This is a genomic window from Streptomyces sp. NPDC003032 (genome assembly GCF_053591415.1).
Map to the genome: position 1 here is coordinate 267,632 of NZ_JBSFTT010000010.1, position 21,400 is coordinate 289,031.

Annotated in this window: 18 protein-coding genes; 6 read left to right on the forward strand and 12 right to left on the reverse strand. The window is 71.0% G+C overall.

All coding sequences use genetic code 11. The annotated features are described in order from the left end of the window. Positions 1 to 21 precede the first annotated feature (21 nt). The 5 genes from ACWDZ7_RS17250 to ACWDZ7_RS17270 all read right to left on the reverse strand — a co-directional run bounded on the left by ACWDZ7_RS17250 (position 22) and on the right by ACWDZ7_RS17270 (position 6,342). On the reverse strand, positions 22 to 1,329 hold the full coding sequence (locus tag ACWDZ7_RS17250) for a haloacid dehalogenase-like hydrolase (RefSeq protein ID WP_451797746.1): 1,308 nt from the start codon (positions 1,327 to 1,329) through the stop codon (positions 22 to 24). 44 nt (positions 1,330 to 1,373) lie between these two features. After that, a complete protein-coding gene (locus ACWDZ7_RS17255; RefSeq protein ID WP_451797748.1) occupies positions 1,374 to 2,717 on the reverse strand; it encodes a haloacid dehalogenase-like hydrolase in 1,344 nt (447 codons plus the stop codon). A 93-nt stretch (positions 2,718 to 2,810) separates the two neighbouring features. Next, positions 2,811 to 3,590 carry a 3-oxoacyl-ACP reductase gene (locus ACWDZ7_RS17260; protein WP_451797750.1) on the reverse strand — a complete coding sequence of 260 codons (780 nt, stop codon included), beginning with the start codon at positions 3,588 to 3,590 and terminating at the stop codon, positions 2,811 to 2,813. A 6-nt stretch (positions 3,591 to 3,596) separates the two neighbouring features. After that, positions 3,597 to 4,964, reverse strand: coding sequence for an aldehyde dehydrogenase family protein (locus ACWDZ7_RS17265; protein WP_451797751.1), 1,368 nt, complete (start codon positions 4,962 to 4,964; stop codon positions 3,597 to 3,599). 7 nt (positions 4,965 to 4,971) lie between these two features. Continuing rightward, positions 4,972 to 6,342, reverse strand: coding sequence for a glutamine synthetase family protein (locus ACWDZ7_RS17270; protein WP_451797753.1), 1,371 nt, complete (start codon positions 6,340 to 6,342; stop codon positions 4,972 to 4,974). Positions 6,343 to 6,417: 75 nt separating this feature from the next. Between ACWDZ7_RS17270 and ACWDZ7_RS17275 the strand changes: the two genes are divergently transcribed. The 3 genes from ACWDZ7_RS17275 (at position 6,418) to ACWDZ7_RS17285 (ending at position 9,478) form a co-directional block, all read left to right on the forward strand. After that, entirely contained in the window at positions 6,418 to 7,167 is a 750-nt protein-coding gene (locus tag ACWDZ7_RS17275; RefSeq protein ID WP_451797755.1) for a FadR/GntR family transcriptional regulator, read from the forward strand. A 129-nt stretch (positions 7,168 to 7,296) separates the two neighbouring features. Next, positions 7,297 to 8,754 (forward strand): ethanolamine permease, encoded by a 1,458-nt coding sequence (gene eat, locus ACWDZ7_RS17280; RefSeq protein WP_451797757.1) that lies wholly within the window; start codon positions 7,297 to 7,299, stop codon positions 8,752 to 8,754. Between the two features lie 22 nt (positions 8,755 to 8,776). Then, complete coding sequence (locus ACWDZ7_RS17285; RefSeq protein ID WP_451797759.1) at positions 8,777 to 9,478, forward strand: gamma-glutamyl-gamma-aminobutyrate hydrolase family protein; 702 nt, start codon at positions 8,777 to 8,779, stop codon at positions 9,476 to 9,478. 183 nt (positions 9,479 to 9,661) lie between these two features. Here the strand turns inward: ACWDZ7_RS17285 and ACWDZ7_RS17290 are convergent, their stop codons facing one another. Next, a complete protein-coding gene (locus tag ACWDZ7_RS17290; RefSeq protein WP_451797760.1) occupies positions 9,662 to 10,759 on the reverse strand; it encodes a protein kinase family protein in 1,098 nt (365 codons plus the stop codon). A gap of 76 nt (positions 10,760 to 10,835) precedes the next feature. Then, the gene (locus tag ACWDZ7_RS17295) at positions 10,836 to 11,798 is read right to left on the reverse strand and encodes a LysR family transcriptional regulator (protein ID WP_451797762.1); all 963 of its coding nucleotides are present in this window, start codon (positions 11,796 to 11,798) and stop codon (positions 10,836 to 10,838) included. Positions 11,799 to 11,868: 70 nt separating this feature from the next. Here ACWDZ7_RS17295 and ACWDZ7_RS17300 point away from each other — a divergent pair, with 70 nt between their 5' ends. Continuing rightward, a complete protein-coding gene (locus ACWDZ7_RS17300) occupies positions 11,869 to 13,014 on the forward strand; it encodes a TDT family transporter (RefSeq protein ID WP_451797763.1) in 1,146 nt (381 codons plus the stop codon). Here the strand turns inward: ACWDZ7_RS17300 and ACWDZ7_RS17305 are convergent. The 5 genes from ACWDZ7_RS17305 to ACWDZ7_RS17325 all read right to left on the reverse strand — a co-directional run bounded on the left by ACWDZ7_RS17305 (position 12,983) and on the right by ACWDZ7_RS17325 (position 19,329). Beyond that, positions 12,983 to 13,723 carry a helical backbone metal receptor gene (locus tag ACWDZ7_RS17305; RefSeq protein ID WP_451797765.1) on the reverse strand — a complete coding sequence of 247 codons (741 nt, stop codon included), beginning with the start codon at positions 13,721 to 13,723 and terminating at the stop codon, positions 12,983 to 12,985. The genes ACWDZ7_RS17300 and ACWDZ7_RS17305 overlap by 32 nt on opposite strands. A 1-nt stretch (position 13,724) precedes the next feature. Further along, a complete protein-coding gene (locus tag ACWDZ7_RS17310) occupies positions 13,725 to 14,300 on the reverse strand; it encodes a helix-turn-helix domain-containing protein (RefSeq protein WP_451797766.1) in 576 nt (191 codons plus the stop codon). Positions 14,301 to 14,392: 92 nt separating this feature from the next. After that, a complete protein-coding gene (locus ACWDZ7_RS17315) occupies positions 14,393 to 15,382 on the reverse strand; it encodes a hypothetical protein (RefSeq protein WP_451797767.1) in 990 nt (329 codons plus the stop codon). A 154-nt stretch (positions 15,383 to 15,536) separates the two neighbouring features. After that, positions 15,537 to 18,146: an ABC transporter permease/substrate binding protein gene (locus ACWDZ7_RS17320; RefSeq protein ID WP_451797769.1), complete on the reverse strand. Its 2,610-nt coding sequence runs from the start codon at positions 18,144 to 18,146 to the stop codon at positions 15,537 to 15,539. Next, positions 18,139 to 19,329 carry a quaternary amine ABC transporter ATP-binding protein gene (locus tag ACWDZ7_RS17325; RefSeq protein WP_451797771.1) on the reverse strand — a complete coding sequence of 397 codons (1,191 nt, stop codon included), beginning with the start codon at positions 19,327 to 19,329 and terminating at the stop codon, positions 18,139 to 18,141. The genes ACWDZ7_RS17320 and ACWDZ7_RS17325 overlap by 8 nt, the downstream gene beginning before the upstream one ends. Before the next feature lie 218 nt (positions 19,330 to 19,547). Between ACWDZ7_RS17325 and ACWDZ7_RS17330 the strand changes: the two genes are divergently transcribed. Further along, complete coding sequence (locus ACWDZ7_RS17330) at positions 19,548 to 20,486, forward strand: 5'-3' exonuclease (RefSeq protein ID WP_451797772.1); 939 nt, start codon at positions 19,548 to 19,550, stop codon at positions 20,484 to 20,486. A 56-nt stretch (positions 20,487 to 20,542) separates the two neighbouring features. Continuing rightward, positions 20,543 to 21,376 (forward strand): siderophore-interacting protein, encoded by an 834-nt coding sequence (locus ACWDZ7_RS17335; RefSeq protein ID WP_451797773.1) that lies wholly within the window; start codon positions 20,543 to 20,545, stop codon positions 21,374 to 21,376. The last annotated feature ends 24 nt before the right edge of the window (positions 21,377 to 21,400 follow it).

Below are 21,400 nucleotides of genomic sequence, written 5' to 3' on the forward strand. Positions count from 1 at the left end.
CTCTAGGTCGTGCCGCGACGATCAGTACACCGAGTCACGCTGGTCGGGCACGACCGAGCCGTCCTCGCGGAGCACCGGGCCCTTGCCGTCGCCGTGTTCGTTGTACGCGGCGGTCGAGCACGGGTACAGGTCGGTCTTCCGCGGCATCGGCTCGATGAACATCGGGTTCACGACCCAGCGGCCGTCGGCGTTGTCGTACGCGCGGCACATGAACTCGCTCTTGTTGCGGTTCAGCACGAGGTGCGCGCCGGTGGCGTCGCCGACGAACGTCACGTCCGTGTCGGCGTCCCCGCCGCCGAGGGCGATGCGGTGGTTCCAGTCCTGCTTCTCCCAGGCGGACTTGCCCTTGATCCCGAAGATCTCCTGGTTGATCCAGCACCGCTTGCCGTCGATGTACGGGATGGCCTCGCCCTTGTTGACGGGCACCCCGCCGCAGCCCTGGTTCCAGGCGGTGATGCGGCCCTCGCGGTCGAGGACGGAGCGGATGGCGATGGTGTGCGCGCGGTCGATGCCCACGCTCTTCGACCACACCTCGGTGACGGGCTCGGAGCCCGCCGAGACGATGTAGACGTCGAAGCCGGCCTTCTTGAGGGTGCGGATCAGGTCGCGCTGCTGGTCGTAGTAGCGGACGTAGCCGGGGATCTCGTGCGTGCCGACGGTCTGCGTGGCGCCGACCGGGGCGGCGAGCGCCTCCTTGCGGGCCTTCGCGGCGTACGACTCGAGTTCGGGGACGGTGTGCCCGGCGAAGAGCTGCGGCACCCAGGCGTACTGGGGGACGGTGTGGCGGTGGTCCCACTTCCCCGCGAAGGCGGCGGCGCCGCTCATCGTCTTCCCGTCCTCACGCACCTCGAAGATCTCGTCGGCGCAGGCGGTGTCCGTGGAGGTCGGCAGGGGCTTGCCGACGGGCACGTCGGTGCCGCAGGCGCGGGTGAGGGCGCGGTCCGCGTCGTCCGTCATCCACTTGCTGGTGGACTTCCAGCTCTTGGGGCGCAGGATCTTGTCGTGCCGCAGGGACCAGGCGATGGTCGCGTCGGTGACGTCGTTCTTGGTGACCGTGTTGTCCCAGTCGAAGGCGGCGACCGGGCGGGGCTTCCTGGCGTCGCCGTGTCCGAGGCGGGCGTTCGAGCAGCGTCCGCGCTCGTCGATCATCCGCTGGAGTCTGGCGCGGTTGTCGCCGTGCCAGGTCAGCTTCTTCGACAGCTGCGGGCAATGGGCAGTGCTGGTACGGGAGTTCGCGGGCGTGGCGGCGGCCGCGGGGAGAGCTGCCGGCACGGCCGCGAGGGTGGCGGCGGCGGCCAGGGTCAGCGCCAAAATGTTTCTGTTACGCATATGACTGGACCGTACATCCTTCCTGCTGTCGTGACGACGCTCGTCTACTGTGCCGCCGAAGTCACCGAAGCCGTGGAAACCCCCGACGTCCCGTGCACCGTGTCCTTCTGATCGGGGATCACCGAGCCGTCCGTGCGGCGCACCGGTCCTGCCCGGCCGTCCCGTTCGGTGTAGCCGGTGGTCGCGCAGGGGTAGGGGCCGGCCTTCTCGCCCTTGGGCTCGATGAACATGGGGTTGACCAGCCAGCGGCGGTCGCCGTTGTCGTACGCCCTGCACATCAGTTCGTTCTTGTTGCGGTTCAGTACGAGCCGCAGACCGGTGGCGTCGCGCAGGAATGAGATGTCCGTGTCGGAGTCGCCGGCGGCGAACACCTGCCGCCTCCGCGCCGGCTGGACCTTCTCGGCGGCGGCGCCACGCACGCCGTAGATCTCCTTGTTGATCCAGCACCGCTTGCCGTCGATGTACGTGATCATCGAGTCGTCGCCGTCCTCGGCGGTGCCGCAGCCCTTGAGGTGCGCGGTCTGCCTGCCGTGCGCGGTGACGTTGCGGATGCCGATGGTGTGCCGGGCGTCGATGCCCACGCCCCCCTTTCCGGCGGCCCAGACCTCGGCGACCGGCTCCGGCGAGGCGGAGACGACGTACACGTCGAAGCCCGCCTTCTTCAGGGTGCGGATCAGGTCGCGCTGCTGGTCGTAGTAGCGGACCCAGCCGGTGACCTCGTGGGTGCCGACGCGCTGCGACGTGCCGATGGGCGCGGCGAGGTTCTCCTCGCGGGCGGCGGCCGCGAACCGCTTGACCTGGCGGGTGGTCCAGCCGCGGGTGAGCTGGGCGAGCCAGGCGTACCGCGGTTCCATGCGGCGGTGGTCGAAGCCGTCGAAGGCGGCCCTGCCCGAGGTCGTGGTGCCCTCGCTGTAGACGGAGAGGATCTCATCGGCGCAGGCGGCGCTCCGGGCGGTGTTCCGGTGCGTGGGCAGGGTGGTGCCGGTGGCGGGGCAGGCCTTCGCCAGGGCTTTGGCCGCCGGGGTGGTGAGGTAGCGGCTCGTGGTGCGCCAGTCGCCCCGCTCGGGCGTGCGTATCTTGCCGTTGCGCAGCAGCCAGAACATGGTGGCGTCGCCGACGTCGTTCTTGATGACGGTGTTGTCCCAGTCGAAGGCGGCGACCGGCTTGGCGCCGCGGCCGTCACCGCAGCGGCCGTACTGGTCCACCATGCGCTGGAGTCTGGCCTTGTTGTCGCCGTACCAGCCTTCGGAGACGGTCAGCGTGGGGCATTTCTCGGCCTTCGGCCCAGGGTGCTGCGTTGCTTCGGCGGTGGCCTGGACACCGAGGAGGCCGGTCCCCGCGACGGCGAGCACGGCGGCTGCGGCGGTGCAGCGGCGCTTGAGGTTCATGTACACGCTCCCGTGTTTACGCAGGTCAGCCGGGCGTCGTACGACGCCCGGCTGACGGGGTGGTGGCTGGAGGATGAACTACAGGGGCGTGGACTACAGGGGCGTGACGTACGCCCCGGTGAGCCCGCCGTCGACGAGGAAGTCCGTGGCGTTCACGAACGAGGAGTCGTCGCTGGCGAGGAACGCCACCGCGGACGCCATCTCCTCGGCCTCGGCGAAGCGGCCCACGGGGATGTGCACGAGGCGGCGCGCGGCGCGCTCGGGGTCCTTGGCGAACAGCTCTTGGAGGAGCGGGGTGTTCACCGGGCCGGGGCAGAGCGCGTTGACGCGGATGCCCTCGCGGGCGAACTGGACGCCCAGCTCGCGGGACATGGCGAGGACGCCGCCCTTGGACGCGGTGTACGAGATCTGCGAGGTCGCGGCCCCCATCCGCGCCACGAAGGAGGCGGTGTTGATGATCGAGCCCTTGCCCTGGCGCCGCATGTAGGGGATGGCGGCCTTGCAGCAGAGGTAGACGGAGGTGAGGTTGACGTCCTGGACGCGCTTCCATGCCTCCAGGCCGGTGTCCAGGATGGAGTCGTCGTCGGGCGGCGAGATGCCGGCGTTGTTGAAGGCGATGTCGACGGAGCCGTAGGTGTCGAAGGCCGTCTTGAAGAGCGCCTCGACCTGCTCGGCGTCGGTGACGTCGACCTTCACGAAGGTCCCGCCGACCTCTTCGGCGGCCTTCTCGCCCGCGCTCTCGTCGATGTCGCCGCAGACGACGTTGGCGCCCTCGGAGGCGAGGCGGCGCGAGGTGGCGAGGCCGATGCCGCTGCCTGCGCCGGTGATGACGGCGGTGCGGCCGACGAGGCGGCGGCAGATGTTCTCTGACATAGGGGTTCAGGCCTCCGTGCTGATGAAGACGTTCTTGGTTTCCGTGAAGGCGTGCAGGGCGTCCGGGCCCAGTTCACGGCCGAGGCCGGACTGCTTGTAGCCCCCGAAGGGGGTCCAGTAGCGCACGCTGGAGTGCGAGTTGACGGACAGGTTCCCGGCCCTGACCGCCTGGGAGACACGCAGCGCGCGGCCCACGTCACGTGTCCAGATCGAGCCGGACAGGCCGTAGTCGGTGGCGTTGGCGAGCCGGACCGCGTCGGCCTCGTCCTCGAAGGGGATGACGACGGCGACGGGGCCGAAGACCTCCTCCGCGGCCACCGGGGCGTCCGGGTCGACGTCGGTGAGCAGCGTCGGCGGGAACCAGAAGCCGGGGCCCTCGGGGGCCGTGCCGTGGATGCCGTCGCCGGGGGTGACGTAGGAGCGGACGCGGTCCAGCTGGGCCCTGGAGATCAGCGGGCCCATCTGGGTCTTCTCGTCGGCCGGGTCGCCCACGACGATCGACTCGACCGCGGGCGCCACGATCTCCAGGAAGCGGTCGTACACCGAGCGCTGTACGAGGACGCGGGTGCGGGCGCAGCAGTCCTGGCCGGAGTTGTCCAGGTACGACATGGGGGTGGCGAGGGCCGCCGCCTCCACATCCGCGTCGGCGAAGACGATGTTCGGGCTCTTGCCGCCGAGTTCCAGGGTCAGCCGCTTCACCCGGTCGGCGCAGGTCGCCATGATCTGCTTGCCGACGCGGGTGGAGCCGGTGAATACGATCTTGGCGACACCGGGGTGCTCGACCAGGGCGTTGCCCGCGACGGCGCCCTCGCCGGGCAGGACCTGGAAGAGCCCCTCGGGGAGACCGGCCGCCAGGGCGAGTTCGGCGAGGCGGAGTGCGGTGAGCGGCGTCGTCTCGGCCGGCTTGAGGATCACCGCGTTGCCCGCCGCGAGAGCGGGCGCCGTGCCCCACGCGGCGATCGGCATCGGGAAGTTCCACGGGGCGATGACGCCCACGACCCCGAGAGGCTCCAGGACGGTGACGTTCAGGCCGCCGGGCACGGGGATCTGGCGGCCGCTCAGCCGCTCGGCTCCCCCGGCCGAGAAGTCGAGAAGATCGCGGACGTTGCCGGCCTCCCAGCGGGCGTTGCCGATGACATGCCCGGCCTCGCGGACCTCCAGGCGGGCCAGCTCTTCGAGGTGGTCGTCGACCTGGGCGGCGAAGCGGCGCAGCAGCCGGGCCCGGTCGGCGGGGGCGGCCGCGGCCCACTCTTCCTGCGCCCGCGCGGCACGGGCGACGGCGGCGTCGATGTCCTGCGGGGTGGCGGCGGGGACGGTCGCGACGATTTCTTCCGTCGCCGGGTTCAGTACGTCGAGTTTCTGGACCTCAAGCAAGGCTGCCTCACATGCGTTCGAAGGAGCGGCGTAGCTCCCAGTCGGTCACCGCGGAGTCGAAGGCGTCCAGTTCGACCCGCGCCATGTTGCGGTAGTGCGCGACCACCTCGTCGCCGAAGGCGGCCTTGGCGATGGGGCTGTTCTCCCACAGCTCGGCGGCCTCGCGCAGGGTGGTGGGGACGTGTGCGTACTCGCCGGTGTAGGCGTTTCCGGTGCACTCGTCCGGCAGTTCGAGCTTCTGCTCCACGCCGTACAGGCCCGCGGCGACCAGCCCCGCGACGGCGAGGTGCGGGTTCACGTCGCCGCCGGGCAGGCGGTTCTCGAAGCGCAGCGAGCGGCCGTGGCCGACGACGCGCAGCGCGCAGGTGCGGTTGTCGTAGCCCCACGCGGCGGCGGTCGGCGCGAAGGAGCCGGGCACGAACCGCTTGTACGAGTTGATGTGGGGCGCGTAGAGCAGGGAGAAGTCGCGCAGCGCGGCGAGCTGGCCGGCGAGGAAGTGCCGCATGAGGGGCGACATGCCGCCGGGGTCGTCCGGGGAACCGGCCATGACGTTGTCGCCGTCGGCGTCCTGGAGCGAGAGGTGGATGTGGCAGGAGTTGCCCTCGCGCTCGTTGAACTTGGCCATGAAGGTGAGCGAGACGCCTTCTTGGGCCGCGATCTCCTTGGCGCCCGTCTTGTAGACGGCGTGCTGGTCGCAGGTGACGAGGGCCTCGTCGTAGCGGAACACGATCTCGTGCTGGCCCGGGTTGCACTCGCCCTTGGCCGACTCCACGACGAGCCCGGCGGCCGCCATGTCATTGCGGATGCGGCGCAGGAGCGGCTCTACGCGGCCGGTGCCGAGGACCGAGTAGTCGATGTTGTACTGGTTGGCCGGGGTGAGGTTCTTGTACCCGGCGTCCCACGCCTGCTCGTAGGTGTCCTTGAAGACGATGAATTCGAGCTCGGTGCCGACGTGGGCGGTGTAGCCCAGCTCGGCGAGGCGCTCCAGCTGGCGGCGCAGGATCTGCCGGGGGGCGGCGGCCACGGGCGAGCCGTCGCTCCAGGCGAGGTCCGCGATCAGCATCGCGGTGCCCTCGTTCCAGGGGACGCGGCGCAGGGTGGCGAGGTCGGCGTGCATGGCGAAGTCGCCGTAGCCGCGGTCCCAGGAGGACATCGCGTATCCGTCGACGGTGTTCATCTCCGGGTCGACGGCGAGGAGGTAGTTGCAGCCCTCCGTGCCGTGTTCGAGGACCTCGTCGAGGAAGAAGCGGGCGGCGAACCGCTTGCCCTGGAGCCGCCCTTGCATATCGGGGAAGGCCAGGACGACAGTGTCGATCTCGCCGCTCGCGACGAGGGCCTTCAGCTCCTCGACGGCGAGCGGGGGTGTGCGGTCTGCCACGGGAAAAGCCTCCTTGGGTCAGCCGGGAGCCATAAGGTATTGCGGAGAACCTTTGCTTGGGAAGGGGGTACGGGCATGTCGCACACGGAAGAGGGCGGATCGCCCGCGGCGCAGGACGACGACCAGCTGACTCCGGTGCTGCGCCCGGTGCGGGCCGGCAACGGCTTCGAGGAGGCCCTGGAGCAGATCCTCCAGGTCGTCCGCCTCGGCCTGGTGCCGGGCGGCGAACGCCTGCCGTCGGAGCGGGAGTTGGCCGACCGGCTCGGCATCAGCCGGGTCACGCTGCGGGAGGTCCTGAAGGTGCTCCAGGACCAGGGCCTGGTCGAGTCGCGGCGCGGGCGGTACGGCGGCACCTTCGTACGGCCGCGCCCCGAGGCGCCGGGCGAGGACGAGCTGCGCCGCCGGGTCGCGGACGTCGATGTCGAGGACGCGCTGCGCTTCCGCGAGGTCCTGGAGGTCGGCGCGGCGGGGCTCTGCGCGGCGCACGGACTCACCGACGAGCAGGCGGACCGGCTGCGCACGGCGCTCGCGCAGACCCATGACGCGCCCCTGTCGGAGTACCGCCGCCTGGACACGCTGCTGCACCTCACGCTGGCCGAGCTGTGCGGCTCGCCGACGCTCACCGCGCAGTACGCGGCGGTGCGCGCGACCGTGAACGATCTCCTCGACTGCATCCCGCTGCTGGTGCGGAACCTGGAGCATTCGCAGCGCCAGCACACCGCGCTGGTCGAGGCGGTGCTCGACGGGGACGCGGACGGGGCGCGGGAGATGATGCGGGAGCACTGCGCGGGGACGGCGGCGTTGCTGCGGGGCTTTCTCACGTGAGGCGTGATTAACCGCGGTGTAACGCACGGGTCTTGATTTCTCACCCCCGGCACAGCAAAGGTATGGATCCGTTCCATTGAGTCGCCCAGCCGCCGAGCCAGAGCGTCGCCGCCGCATAGGAGCCGTGCCATGACCGTGGAGTCCACCAGGACGAGCCCCGCCGAACCGGCGGACGACTGTACGGACGAGTATCTGGAGCGCAGGACGCTCCGCCGGGGCAACGCCGGCTGGGTGCTGCTCACCGGGCTCGGCGTCGCCTATGTCGTCTCCGGCGACTTCTCCGGCTGGAACTCGGGTCTCGCCGAAGGCGGCTTCGGCGGCCTCGGCATCGCGATGGCACTCATGGGCGTGATGTACGCGTGCATGGTCTTCTCGCTGGCCGAACTGTCGTCCGTGCTGCCGACGGCGGGCGGCGGCTACGGCTTCGCGCGCCGGGCGCTCGGACCCTGGGGCGGCTTCCTGACCGGCACGGCCATCCTCATCGAGTACATCCTGGCGCCCGCCGCGATCTCCATCTTCATCGGTGACTACGTCGAGTCGCTCGGCCTCTTCGGCCTGACCTCTGGCCGGCCGGTCTATCTGGCCTGCTTCATCGTCTTCATCGGCATCCACCTGTGGGGCGTCGGCGAGGCGCTGCGCTTCAGCTTCGTCGTGACCGGCATCGCGGTGGCGGCGCTGCTGGTCTTCGCGGTCGCCGCGTTCATGGAGTTCGACGCGTCGAAGCTGAACGACATCCCCGTCGACGCGGAAGCGTTCGGCTCCAACTCATGGCTCCCGCTGGGCCTGTTGGGCATCTGGGCGGCGTTCCCCTTCGGCATGTGGTTCTTCCTGGGCGTGGAGGGCGTGCCGCTGGCGGCCGAGGAGACGAAGGACCCGGCGCGTACGCTGCCGCGCGCCATCCGCTGGTCGCTCTGCGTCCTGGTCGTCCTGGCGCTGCTGACCTTCTTCGCCTCGGCGGGCGCGCGCGGCTCGGCGGCGATCCAGTCGTCCGGCAATCCCCTGGTCGAGGCGTTGCAGCCGGACGGCAAGGCGACGGGCCTGAGCCGCGTCATCAACTACGCCGGGCTCGCCGGCCTGGTCGCGTCCTTCTTCTCCCTCATCTACGCGGGCTCACGCCAGCTCTTCGCGCTCTCGCGCGCCGGGTACCTCCCCCGCTTCCTCTCGCTCACCAGCAGCCGCAAGGCCCCCTACCTGGGGCTGCTCGTCCCCGGGGCGATCGGCTTCGGGCTCGCCGCGGCGACCGGGGACGGCGCGCGCATGCTGAACGTCGCGGTGTTCGGCGCCACCATCTCGTACGCGCTGATGTCGCTCTCGCACATCGTGCTGCGCCGCCGCGAGCCCGGCCTGGAGCGTCCCTACCGCACGCCCGGCGGCGTCCTGACCTCGTCGGTCGCGCTGGTCCTCGCCTGCGCGGCGCTGGTGGCGACCTTCCTGGTGGACGTGACGGCGGCGCTCATCGCGCTCGCGGTGTACGTGGTCGCTATCGCCTACTTCGGGATGTACAGCCGCAAGCACCTCGTGGCACGTGCGCCGGAGGAGGAGTTCGCGGCGCTCGCGGCGGCCGAGGCGGAGTTGGCACGCGACTGATGAGCACACTGAGGGGAGAGCGGTGAGGGAGAACGCGGTGAACGGCAGGCCGCTGATCGGGGTCAGCACCTATCTGGAGTCCAAGGTGGCATGGGGCGTGTGGGAGCTGCCCGCGGCCCTGCTGCCCGCCGGGTATCCGCGCCTGGTGCAGCGGGCGGGCGGCATCGCCGCGATGCTTCCGCCGGATGATCCTTCGTACGCGCGTTCCGTCGTCGCCCGTCTTGACGGCGTGGTCGTCGCGGGCGGCCCGGATGTCGAGCCCGTGCGGTACGGCGCGGAGCGCGAGGAGCGCACGGGGCCGCCCGCGCGGGAGCGGGACGCCTGGGAACTCGCCCTGATCGAGGCCGCGTTGGCGACCGGGACGCCGCTGCTCGGCATCTGCCGGGGCATGCAGCTCCTGAACGTGGCGCTCGGCGGGACGCTGGTCCAGCACATGGAGGGGCACGCGGAGCAGGTGGGCGTCTTCGGCACGCACGCGGTGAAGCCGGTACCGGGCACGCTCTACGAGTCGATCGCGCCGGACGCGTCCACGGACGTGCCGACCTACCACCACCAGGCCGTGGACCGCCTGGGCAAGGGCCTGGCACCTTCGGCCCACGCGGCGGACGGCACCGTCGAGGCCATCGAACTCCCGGCGCCCGCCTGGGTGCTGGGCGTCCAGTGGCACCCGGAGATGGGCGAGGACACGCGGGTCATGACGGCTCTGGTCCGAGCCGCTTCCTGAGCCGGTCCGGGTCGGGACGGGCCGGTGAACACGGCTTCCGGGAGCAGTATGTTGTCGGCGTGAAGTTCGCCGTGGGCGAGGGTGTCGCCCACGGCGACCTCGGCCTGACGAGCACGGCCGGGCACCGCCGCCGCAGGCGCCCCGTTCAGATGGCGCGGGGACGCGGCATGACCTGGCCGGAGATTACCTTCGGCTCGGCCTGTTTGCACGCGTGGTCGGCTCGGCGAGGGCGCGTGCGAGCTGCGCCGTCGGGAACGGTGTCCGCTTGCTCTCCGTCAGCAGGCGGCGGTGGAATTCGTCCAGGACCAGCGCGGTCCCGGCATGCCGGTCGATGATCGCGGCCGTTTCGGCCGACACGTCATCGGCTCTCCGGCCTTCGGCCCACTCGCTCAGGACCGCCCGGTGTTTCCTCTCGCCGCACCGGCCTTCCAGCAGGTGACGGTGGAGCAGATGGCTCCCGATGTAGCAGCGGTCGTACGCGAGATGGTCCGCGAGGAATGCGGTCTCGTCCGCGGAGAGCTCGAAGTCGGTGCTCAGGGCAAGACCGAAGTCCGCGAAGCAGAGCAGGTCGCCGTCGGTCAGGATGTTGGCGAAGTGCGCGTCGAAGTGGACAAGTCCGCGAGAACTCATGAAAGCCGCCCCTCGGCCCAGGGAGTCGTCCACCCATGCGTACGACAAGCCTTCACCGTCCGTCTGCGAAGCAGGAGCGTCGCGACGCCCGCCCAGCCACTCGGCGAGGGTCCCCGGCAGATGTTCCAGGAAGAGGACCAAGCTGTACGAGGACCGGCCGATGGCCTCCAGCCGCCCGCGCACGGCCGCATTCCCCTCCCAGTACGAGACCGCCCCGTCGATGCCCCCGAACTCGTCGACGAAGCCCTCCGGAGGGGAGTCGGGCAGGACCCGCCAGTGGTACATCAGCGGAAATCCCGCGTACTCGTCTCGGAGGACCCAGTCGGTGGTCATGACGTGCACGGCGAGTTCACGCCAGGCCCCGAAACCGGCGGACCCGACACCGTATTGGTAGAACATCGGCAGCCCGAAGAGATTCGCCGTGGACCGTGCGTTCTCCGGCCGTGATTCGATGTCCGTCAGAGGGACCCTCTTGACAAAGACCCGTGTTCCGTCGACGTCCAGTTCGGCCGATCTGCCGCCGATGCCGGACCCGAGCGGATGGGCGGCCGCCGCGACGTCACCGAGCCGATGGTCGCTCATCGAGGACAGGCGGCTGGACACGGTCGCGCGTGCGGCCAGACGTCTGACGTGCCGGGCAGTGTGGTGCATCGCATGCTCCTCCGTGCTGGAGGCTGAAGGTCAGGCAGCCGAGCCGTCACCTTAGCGGCGGAGTGGGAGCACCCACTCAAGCGCCCCGCATCCCCGCCCCACCCCGAGTCAGCGCCAGCAGATCCCTCCCCGGCCCCGCCGGCCTGTGCCCCGTCGGCCAGACGGCACGCAGTTCTCGGTGCAGGCGGACGTCCTTCAGGGGGATCTCCACCAGGCGGCGGGCCGCGAGTTCCTCGCCCACCGCCAGTTCGCTGAGGACCGAGGGGCCCGCGCCGCTGACCGCCGCGGCCTTGACCGCCGTCGTGGAGGACAGTTCGATCAGCGGGCGGGCCAGGCCGCCGAGGGCCGCGTCGAGGACCTGGCGGGTGCCCGAGCCCTCTTCGCGCAGGATCAGCGGCGTCGCCGCCAGCTCCTCGGCGGCCAGCGGTCTGCCGCGGCGCGCCCAGGGGTGCCCGGGGGCCGTGACGACGATCAGGCGGTCGTGCGCGATGACCACGTCGTCGAGGTCGGCCGGCACGGTGAGCCCCTCGACGAAGCCGAGGTCCGCCTCACCGGCGAGCAGCCTGGACGCCACGGCCGCGGAGTTGCCCGCGAGGAGCGAGACCGCCGTGTCGGGCCGCTGGGTCCGCAGGGCGATCAGCCAGCCCGGCAGCAGATACTCGGCGATCGTCATGCTCGCCGCGACCCGCAGCCGCGAGTCCCGCCGGTCGCGCAGCGCCTGCGCCCCCGCGTCGAAGGCCTCCGCCGCCTCCACGATCCGCCCCGCCCAGTCGGTGACGAGCGCCCCCGCGCCCGTGAGGCGCGAGCCGCGCGGCGACCGGTCGACGAGCGCCACACCGAGCTGCCGCTCCATGGCGCGGACCCTGCTGCTCGCCGCGGGCTGCGTGATGCCCAGCTCCCGCGCGGCCCGCCCGAGGCTGCCGAGCCGGGCCACGGCGAGCAGCAGCTGAAGCGCTCCGAGGTCGGGGACACGGTGCGCGAGCGACACCGGCACCTCCGCCGGTGCGGGCGAGGGAGTGGATGGAGGGGACTGGCTCATAAAGCCAGCTTATGTGCTCATAGAAGGGTACTCCCTGGCGGTGGCCCCGCCCCCGTACGATGGTCGTCCCATGGTCACCGCTGCCCACCCGGCCCACCCGGCTCCCTCAGCCCGCCCCACCCCCACACGCCCCGCAGGCCCCCGCCCCCGCCTTCCCGCGGTCCGTCACCTCGGGCCGAACTGGTACGCCACCGTCATGGGCACCGCCATCATCGCCAACGCGGGCGCCACCCTCCCCTACTCGTTCGCGGGGCTCGAGACTGCCTGCGCCGTCGTGTGGGGGCTGTCCCTGGTGATGCTCGCCGTACTGCTCACCGCCCGCGCCGCGCACTGGGTCCACCACCACGACCAGGCCCGCGCCCATCTTCTCGACCCGAGCGTGGCGCCGTTCTACGGGTGTCTTTCGATGGCCCTGCTGTCGGTCGGCGGCGCCACCCTGGCCGTGGGCGGGGACTGGATCGGCACCGGCCCCGCTGTCGCCGTCGACGCCGTGCTGTTCACCGTCGGCGCGGCCATCGGGCTCGCCACGGCCGTCACCATCCCGTACCTGATGGTCGTCCGGCACCGCATCGCCGCCGACCAGGCGTCGCCCGTGTGGCTGCTGTCCGTGGTCCCCCCGATGGTGGCGTCGTCCGCCGGTCCTTCGCTGATACCGCGTCTGCCCGCGGGCCAGCCGCAGCAGACCCTGCTGTACGCGTGCTTCGCGATGTTCGGCCTGAGCCTGTTCGCCACCCTGCTGATGCTACCGATGATCTTCGCCCGGCTTGTGAGATCGGGCCCGCTGCCGCTGGCGCTCACCCCCACCCTCTTCCTGGTGCTCGGTCCGCTTGGGCAGTCGACGACCGCCACCAACAAGTTCGCGGACTTCGCGCCCGGCATCCTCCCCGCCCCACTCGACCAGGGCTTTTACGCCTTCGCCGTGCTCTACGGCGTGCCCGTGATGGGCTTCGCCCTGCTGTGGCTGGCGCTCGCGGTGGCCATGGTGCTGCGGGCCCGGCGTGGCGGTATGGCGTTCACCATGACCTGGTGGGCCTTCACCTTTCCGCTCGGCACCTGTGTGACAGGGGCGGAGGGGCTCGGCAAGCACACCGGGCTCGCGGTGTTCGACTGGATCGCGGTGGGCCTGTTCGCCTCCCTCGTGACCGCCTGCGCCGTGGCGCTGGGGCACACCCTGCGCGGCGTCGTCACCGGCAGGCTGCTCGCAGCGCCGCGCTGAGCACGGCGGGGGCCTCCGCCAGCGAAGGGCCGTACCAGGTGAGGTGGCGGCCGCTGACCAGCGCGACCGGCGTACGCGTCGCGAACGCCTCGGGGCCGTCGTCGCGCGTGAAGCGGTACGGCTCGTCGGGCAGGACCACCAGGTCGAGATCGGCCGAGCGCAGTTCCTCGACGGGGACGCGCGGATAGCGCTCGGCGTGCCCGGCGTACGCGTTGTCCACGCCCATGCGCGCGAGAAGGTCCCCCGCGAACGTGTCGCGGCCCAGGACCATCCACGGCCGGCGCCAGATGGGGATCGCCGCCCGCAGCCGGACCGACGGGCACGGCGGGTCCCACCACGCGGCCTCCGCCTCCTCCAGCCAGCGCGGCCGCCCGGCCCCGCACGCCGTGAGGACCCGACGCAGCTCCCGGAACGCCTGCTCCAGCGTCCGCACCTCGGTCAGCAGGACCTCGACGCCCGCCGCGCGCAGCGCCGCCAGGTCGGGGGCGCGGTTCTCCTCCTCGTTGGCGATCACCAGGTCGGGTGCGAGGGACAGGACGCGGGGCACGTCGGGGTTCTTGGTGCCGCCCACCCGGGTGACGTCGAGGTCCGCCGGGTGGGCGCACCAGTCCGTGGCCCCGACCAGCGCGCCCGGCACGCTCACGGCGACCGCCTCGGTCAGCGAGGGCACCAGCGAGACGACCCGCAGCGGGCCCCGCGCGAGCGGCATGTCAGCGCCCCCCGTCGTCGACCGCCTCGATGTGGTCGCTCACGGCGACCACCAGGACCCGCGTGTCAGCCGCCGTGGCCCGCCAGCGGTGGCGCACCCCGCCGGTGAGGAACACGCTGTCGCCGCGCCCGAGGCGGTAGGCGCGGCCCTCCGCCTCCAACTCGACGCCGCCGTCGATCACGTACATCAACTCGTCGTTGCGGTGCCGGAATTCGCGGCCCTCGTCGTGGTCCCCGACGAATTCCAGGACCTGGAGCTGATGGTGGCCGCGCGCCAGCTGACGCACGCGCGCGTCGGGCGTCGAGGTGTCCAGGTCCGTGTCGTCGCCGACCCGCACCACCTCGACGGTGCGTGCGGGGTCGGCGGCGGCGAGCAGCTCCACGTCGGTGGTGCACAGGGCGTCCGCGACGCGCTGGAGGGAGCGCCGGCTCGGCCGGGCCCGTTCGTTCTCGATCTGGCTGAGGAAGGGCACGGACAGGCCGCTGCGCTCGGCGACGACGGCGAGGGTGAGCTCCAGCTGCCGGCGGCGGCGCCGCACGGCCGAGCCCACCCGGAGGGTCTCCTTGCGCTCGTCCATCGCCTCGGCTCCCTTCAGCGCGTCGGTCCACTCTCAACCCTGAGGGGTTCTCTGCACCCTACGCATGTTCGCCAAATGGTTCTGCCCCGTTGCTACAGCCTGTGCCAGTACAGCAGCTGCCCGGACTCCCCGGGAGCGGAATTCTCACGTGGGATGAACAGACTGACGAGCAGGGCGGGCCGGCCCCGCGGATCGGTCAGCAGGGTCGCGGAGGGGTTGGCGAAGGCGTGGCTGCCGCCGTGGGTACGGACGTCGAGGCTGTCGGCGCGGCCGCTCAGGGGGTCGTAGGCGTAGGTGCCCCAGCTGCCGAAGTCCGCGCGGCGCCCCTGTCCCTCGATGAGGATCACGCGCTGCCCGTCGAGTTCGACGGGCGCCCGGTCGCCGATGTTGCCGCCGGTGCCCCAGGCGTGCACGGCGCGGTCGAGGCGCCGGTCGGGTTCGGCGTGCCAGTGCCGGAAGCCGGTGAGCGTGGCGCGCAGCTGGCGGTCGGTGTCGCAGCCCGCGCGGTAGTGCCCGGTGAGGTGGATCGTGGCGCCGCGCACGGCGGTGACGCCGGGCGTGCCCTCGGCGCAGCGGGAGAGGGTGAGCGGTGCGTCGAAGGCCCGGTCGGCGCGGCCGTCGAGCAGCGCCGCCAGGTCCTCGTAGGCGCGGACCGCGATGTGGTTGCGCGGGTCCTTCTCGTACGCGAGGACATAGCCGCCCCGGCCGTCGTGCGCGAGCGAGGCCTGGTGGGTGCCGGGCCCGAAGTCGTGGCGGCGCTGCCAGTGGCGCAGATCGGTGGAGGTGGCGACGGCCGCGTGGAAGCGGCCGTCGGCCAGGAGCGTGTGATAGACGGCGAGGTAGGTGCCGTCCTGGGCCTGTTCGATCTGCGCGGCGTCCATGGTGCGGCCGGTGTGGTCGCGCGCGTCGTAGCGGTGGCCGTCGGCGGCCGTCACGTCCTCGGCGAGGGCGGCCAGGCGCGCGGTGCCCGCGGAGGCGGGGGCGGTGTCCGCGCGGGCCAGCTGCGCGAGGAGCAGGGCGGCGGCCAGGGCGAGGAGGGCGGCGACGGTGAGGAGCGCCGTTCTGGGCTGCCGTGCGGTCACGGGTGGGGGCTCACGTTCAGAAAGTCGGAGAGGCGGGGCCCGGTCGAGGTTAGGCACCGGGGCGGCCCTCCGGGACGCCGAGAGGGGTGGGCTTCGCCACAAGGCGCGCGAGGCGCACCAGGAGCGAGGCCCACCCCTCGGGGAGGGTTCCGGCTTACTTCACGGCCGTCATCTTCTCCTCGAAGCCCGGGTTCTTCTTCAGCCAGGCGTCGACGGCCTTGGGCTCACTGCCCTTGCCCGCCTTGTTGATCTCGTTCTCCAGACTGGCCAGCTGCTCCTCGCTCATCTTGAAGTCCTTGAGCCACTTCGTGAGCTGCGGGTACTGGCTGGGGAAGTCCTTGCTGGAGAGCGTGCGGATCGTGTCGCCCTTGCCGAAGCCGCCCTTGGGGTCCTTCAGCTTGGTCAGGTCGTACTCGTTGTACGCCCAGTGCGGCGACCAGAGCAGCACCGCGATGGGCTCCTTCTTGGCGTACGCGGCCTTCAGCTCGGTGAGCATCGCCGGGGTGGAGCCCGCGGCGATCTCGTACTCGTCCTCCAGGCCGTAGCCGGGCAGGACCTTGTCCTTGAGCGCCTGCATCACGCCGGTGCCCGGCTCGATGCCGACGATCTTGCCCTTGAACCTGTCGCCCTTGCCCTTGAGGTCCGCGAGCGACTTCACGTCCTTGACGTAGGACGGGACGGCGACCTCCAGGGACGTCGGGCTGTACCAGGAGCCCAGGTCCTTCAGGTTCGCCTTGTTCTTGTCCCAGTACGTCTTCTGGGCCGTGGGCAGCCACGCGTCGAGGTTGAGGTCGAGGTCGCCCTGCGCGAGGCCGGTGTAGACCGGGCCGACGTCGGCGGGCGTCAGCTCCATCTTGTAGCCGCGCTTCTCCAGGACGCGCTTCCACAGGTTGGTGACGGCGATGTTCTCGTCCCACGCGAAGTACGCGGCCTTCAGCGGACGCTTGTTCTCGTCGCTGCCGGAGTCCTTCGGAAGGGGTGCCATCTTGTCGAGCACACCGGGGTTCTTCTTCAGCCAGGTGCGCACGGCGTCCTGCTGCTTGCCCTTGCCGGCCTTGTTGATCTCCGCCTCAAGATCGGTGAGCTGCTTCTCGCTCATCTTGCAGTTCTTGAGCCACTTGCCGACCTCGGGGTTCTCCTTCGAGAAGCCCTTGCGCGTCAGCGTGTGCACGCCGTCGCCCTTGCCCCAGGCACCCTTCGGGTCCTTGAGCTTCTTCAGGTCGAATTCGCTGTACGCCCAGTGCGGCGACCACAGCGTGGTGACGATCGGCTCCTTCTTGGCGTACGCGGCCTTCAGCTCGGAGAGCATCGCGGGCGTCGAGCCGTCGACGACCTTGTACTCCTTGTCGAGGCCGTACTCACCGAGGACCTTGTCCTTGAGCAGCCCCATCATCCCGGCGCTCGACTCAATGCCGGTGATCCTGCCCTTGAACGTGTCGCCCTTGCCCTTGAGGTCCGCCAGGGAGTCGACGTCCTTCATGTACGCGGGGACGCTCAGCTCCAGCGAGGTCGGGCCGAACCAGGCGCCCATGTCCTCCAGGTCCTTGCCGTACTTCTTCCAGTACGAGGCGTGGGTCGTCGGCAGCCAGGAGTCGGTCTGGAAGTCGATGTCGCCCTGCGCCAGGGAGGTGTACAGCGGGCCGGCCTCCAGCTGGCTGGTGGTCACCTTGAAGCCGCGCTGCTCAAGGACCTCCTTCCAGAGGAAGGTGGAGGCGACGCCCTCGTCCCAGGGGATGTAGCCGATCTTGACTTCCTTGCCCTGGCCGACGTTCTCGGAGTCGGCCACGGACTCGGACTTGGTGCCGCCGAAGATGCCCATGCCGCCCGCGACGAGCGCGAGGACGACGACGCCGACCATCGCGACGACGGGCCGGGGGCGGTAGTTCCAGATGTTCAGGCCCTGCGCGGCCCGCAGCTTGGCGAGCGCGCGGCGGCCGAGCGGGGAGACCTGGCCGCCCAGGCCGCTGGTGACGCGGTCCAGATAGATGGCGAGGATCACGATGGAGACGCCCGCCTCCGCGCCGAGGCCCACGTCGAGCTGGCCGATGGCCGCGTTGACGTCGGCGCCGAGACCCGGGGTGCCGACCATGCCGGTCAGGGCCGCCATGGACAGGCCCAGCATGATGACCTGGTTGACACCGGCCATGATCGTCGGCAGCGCGAGCGGCAGCTGGACGCGGAAGAGGGTGTTGCGGGGTGTGGTGCCGAACGCGTCGGCGGCCTCGACCAGCTCCTTGTCGACCTGGCGGATGCCGAGTTCCGTCATGCGCACACCGGGGGCGAGCGCGAAGACGATCGTGGCGACGATGCCCGCGGGGGCGCCCATCCGGAAGAAGAGCAGCGCCGGGATGAGGTAGATCATCGCGGGCAGCGTCTGCATGAAGTCCAGCGCGGGCCGGACGATGCCGCTGACCGTCTTGGAGCGGGCCGCCCAGATACCGAAGGGTACGGCGATGACCAGCGCCACGAAGGTCGAGACGAGCACCAGGGACAGCGTCATCATCGCGTTGTCCCACAGCTCCAGGGACACGATGAACGCGAATCCGGCGAAGGCGAGCACACCGCCGAGCAGACCGCGCAGCCAGAACGCGATGACGGCGAGGATGCCCGCCATCAGCAGCGGCTCGGGCGCGGAGAGGACGTCGTAGACGCCGTCCCACATCTCCTGGAAGACGGTCTTGATGAAGTCGAACAGCCAGTCCATATGGGTTCTGAGCCATTCGACCGAGTCATTGACCCAGTCGCCGAAGGGAATCCTAGGCACCGCTGCTCACCTTGCTCACGTTCTTGTCGCCGTCGTCCTGCGCGGGGACGGCCGCCGCGCCCTGCGGCTCCGCGCCCTGCGGCTCCGCGTCCTTCGGCTCCGCGTCCTTCTCGGAGTCCATCGGCTCGCCGAGCACGGCGAGCAGCCGGGCCCGCGGTACGACGCCGATCAGCTCACCGTCGCCGTCGGTCACGGCGACCGGCACACCACTGGTGGAGCAGGGAGTGAACAGCTCGATGATGGGGGCGTCCGCCGGGACGGTCGCGGGCGCGGCGGCCAGCACGTCCTCGGCGGTCATCAGCTCCTTGCCGTCGTCCGTCTCCGTGCCGAAGGCGGTCTCCGGGTCGGCCATGATGGCGCCCGCGGTGAGCACCCGGGCCCGGTCGACGTCCTGCGTGAACGACGCCACGTAGTCGTTGGCCGGGGTGACCAGGATGTCCTCGGCGGTGCCGATCTGGACGATGCGGCCGTCGCGCATGACGGCGATCCGGTCGCCCAGGCGCATGGCCTCGTTCAGGTCGTGGGTGATGAAGACGATGGTCTTCTTCAGCCGCTTCTGGAGTTCGAGGAGCTGGTCCTGCATATCGCGCCGGATCAGCGGGTCGAGCGCGCTGAACGACTCGTCCATGAGGAGCAGATCGGCGTCGGTGGCGAGCGCGCGGGCCAGGCCCACGCGCTGCTGCATGCCGCCGGACAGCTCGTCGGGCCAGGACTTCTCCCAGCCCTTCAGGCCGGCGAGCTCCAGCGCCTCGGTGGCGCGCTTCTCGCGCTCGGCGCGCGGAACGCCCTGCACCTCAAGGCCGTAACCGGCGTTCTCCATGACGCTGCGGTGCGGGAAGAGCGCGAAGTGCTGGAAGACCATGCTGATCTTCTTGGAGCGCACCTCCCGCATCTCGCGCGCGCTCAGCTCGGTGAGGTCCTGACCGTCGAAGCGGACGTGACCGGCCGTCGGCTCCGACAGCCCGTTGAGCATGCGCAGCAACGTGGACTTGCCGGATCCGGAGAGACCCATGACGACGAAGATCTGGCCCGGTTCGACCTCGAAGGAGGCGTCGATCACGGCGGCGGTGGTGCCGTCGGAGCGCAGCTCCTCCCGGTCGGCTCCGTGGCGGAGTCGCTCCACCGCGTCAGCGGGTCGTCTGCCGAACACTTTGTACAAGTGCTCGGCCTGCAGCCTGGACACATACACCTCTCGGGTTGAACCAAGACGGCCCGCCTCCCCCGCCGGCGGGCCGTGGAGCGAAGTGGTTTCTGCCCACTTGACCCATCGAAATGTTGAATCCTCGACGGGGCTCGCTCCGGCTGCGCGCCTGCCCCCACTTGTACGGACCAAACCCAGGAGTGTCCCAGCTCACATTCGTCGCGGGCCGTACGGCGTCACTGTCAGTGCCGTGCGGCATGATGCCCACCGTGACTCAGCGAACACGACGGCTCATGCTTCTCGACACGGCCTCCCTCTACTTCCGGGCCTACTTCGGAGTCCCGGATTCCGTGAAGGCCCCGGACGGCACCCCGGTCAACGCCGTGCGCGGACTGCTCGACTTCATCGCCCGCCTCGTCCAGGACCACCGTCCGGACGAGCTCGTCGCGTGCATGGACGCGGACTGGCGCCCGCACTGGAGGGTGGAGCTCATCCCCTCCTACAAGGCGCACCGCGTCGCCGAGGAGGCCGCGCAGGGCCCGGACGCCGAGGAGATCCCCGACACCCTCTCCCCGCAGGTGCCGGTGATCGAAGAGGTCCTGGACGCGCTCGGCATCGCACGCGTGGGAGTGGCGGCGTACGAGGCCGACGACGTGATCGGCACCTACGCGGCCCGCGCCACGGGCCCGGTGGACATCGTCACCGGCGACCGCGACCTCTACCAGCTGGTCGACGACGCGCGCGGCATCCGCGTCCTCTATCCCCTGAAGGGCGTCGGCAGCCTCCAGATCACCGACGAGGCCTGGCTGCGCGAGAAGTACGGCGTGGACGGCCAGGGCTACATCGACCTGGCCCTGCTGCGCGGCGACCCGAGCGACGGCCTGCCCGGGGTGTCCGGCATCGGCGAGAAGACGGCGGCCAAGCTCCTGGACGCCTTCGGCGATCTGGCCGGGATCATGGCCGCGGTCGACGACCCGAGGTCGAAGCTCACGCCGTCGCAGCGCAAGCGGCTCGACGAGGCCAGGGCTTACGTGGCGGTCGCGCCGAAGGTCGTCCGGGTCGCCGGAGACGTGCCGCTGCCCGAGGTCGACGTGGCGCTGCCCCGGGAGCCGCGCGACCCGGTGGCGCTCGACGAGCTGGCCGAGCGGTGGAACCTGGGCGGCTCGCTGCAGCGACTGCTCGCCACTCTCCAGTCCTGAGGTGTTAGCTTAGGTAAGCCTAAGTTGAAACTCAGTATCAGGGGAGGCCGTCGCCGATGGCAGAACGTCCGGCACGCAAAGCGCCGAAGGCCCACGTCGCGCAGGTCGTGCGCACGGAGCGGCTGACCCCGCACATGCAGCGCGTGGTGCTCGGCGGCGAGGGGCTCGCCGACTTCACGGCGGGCGAGTGCACCGACCACTACGTGAAGCTGCTCTTCGACGCCGAGGGCGTCACGTATCCGGAACCCTTCGACATACAGCGCATCCGCGAGGAGTTCCCGCGCGAGCAGTGGCCCGTCACCCGGACCTACACCGTGCGCTGGTGGGACCCCGAGGTCCGCGAACTGGCCCTCGACTTCGTGATCCACGGCGACGAGGGCCTCGCCGGCCCCTGGGCGCGCGACGCCAGGCCGGGCGCCACGGTCCGCTTCCTCGGCCCGGGCGGGGGCTACGCCCCGGACGCGGCCGCCGACTGGCATCTGCTGGCCGGCGACGAGAGCGCCCTGCCCGCGATCGCCGCCGCGGCCGAGGCGCTCCCCGCGGGCGCCGTCGCCCGGGTCTTCGTGGAGGTCGGGGGCCCCGAGGAGGAGCAGAAGATCGCCACGGACGCGGAGGTCGTCTGGCTCCACCGCGCCGGCCGCCCGGTGGGCCGGCCCCTGGTCGAGGCCGTGCGCTCCCTGGAGTTCCCCGCGGGCGACATGCAGGCCTTCGTACACGGGGAGGCGGGCTTCGTGAAGGAGCTGCGCCGCTACCTGCGCGTCGAGCGCGAGGTACCGCGCGAGCGCCTGTCCATCTCGGGCTACTGGCGCCTCGGCCACAACGAGGACGGCTGGCAGGCGTCGAAGCGGGAGTGGAACGCGCAGGTGGAGGCGGAGCAGGAGAGCGTGTAGCGCTGCGCTCGCGGGGCGGCCACC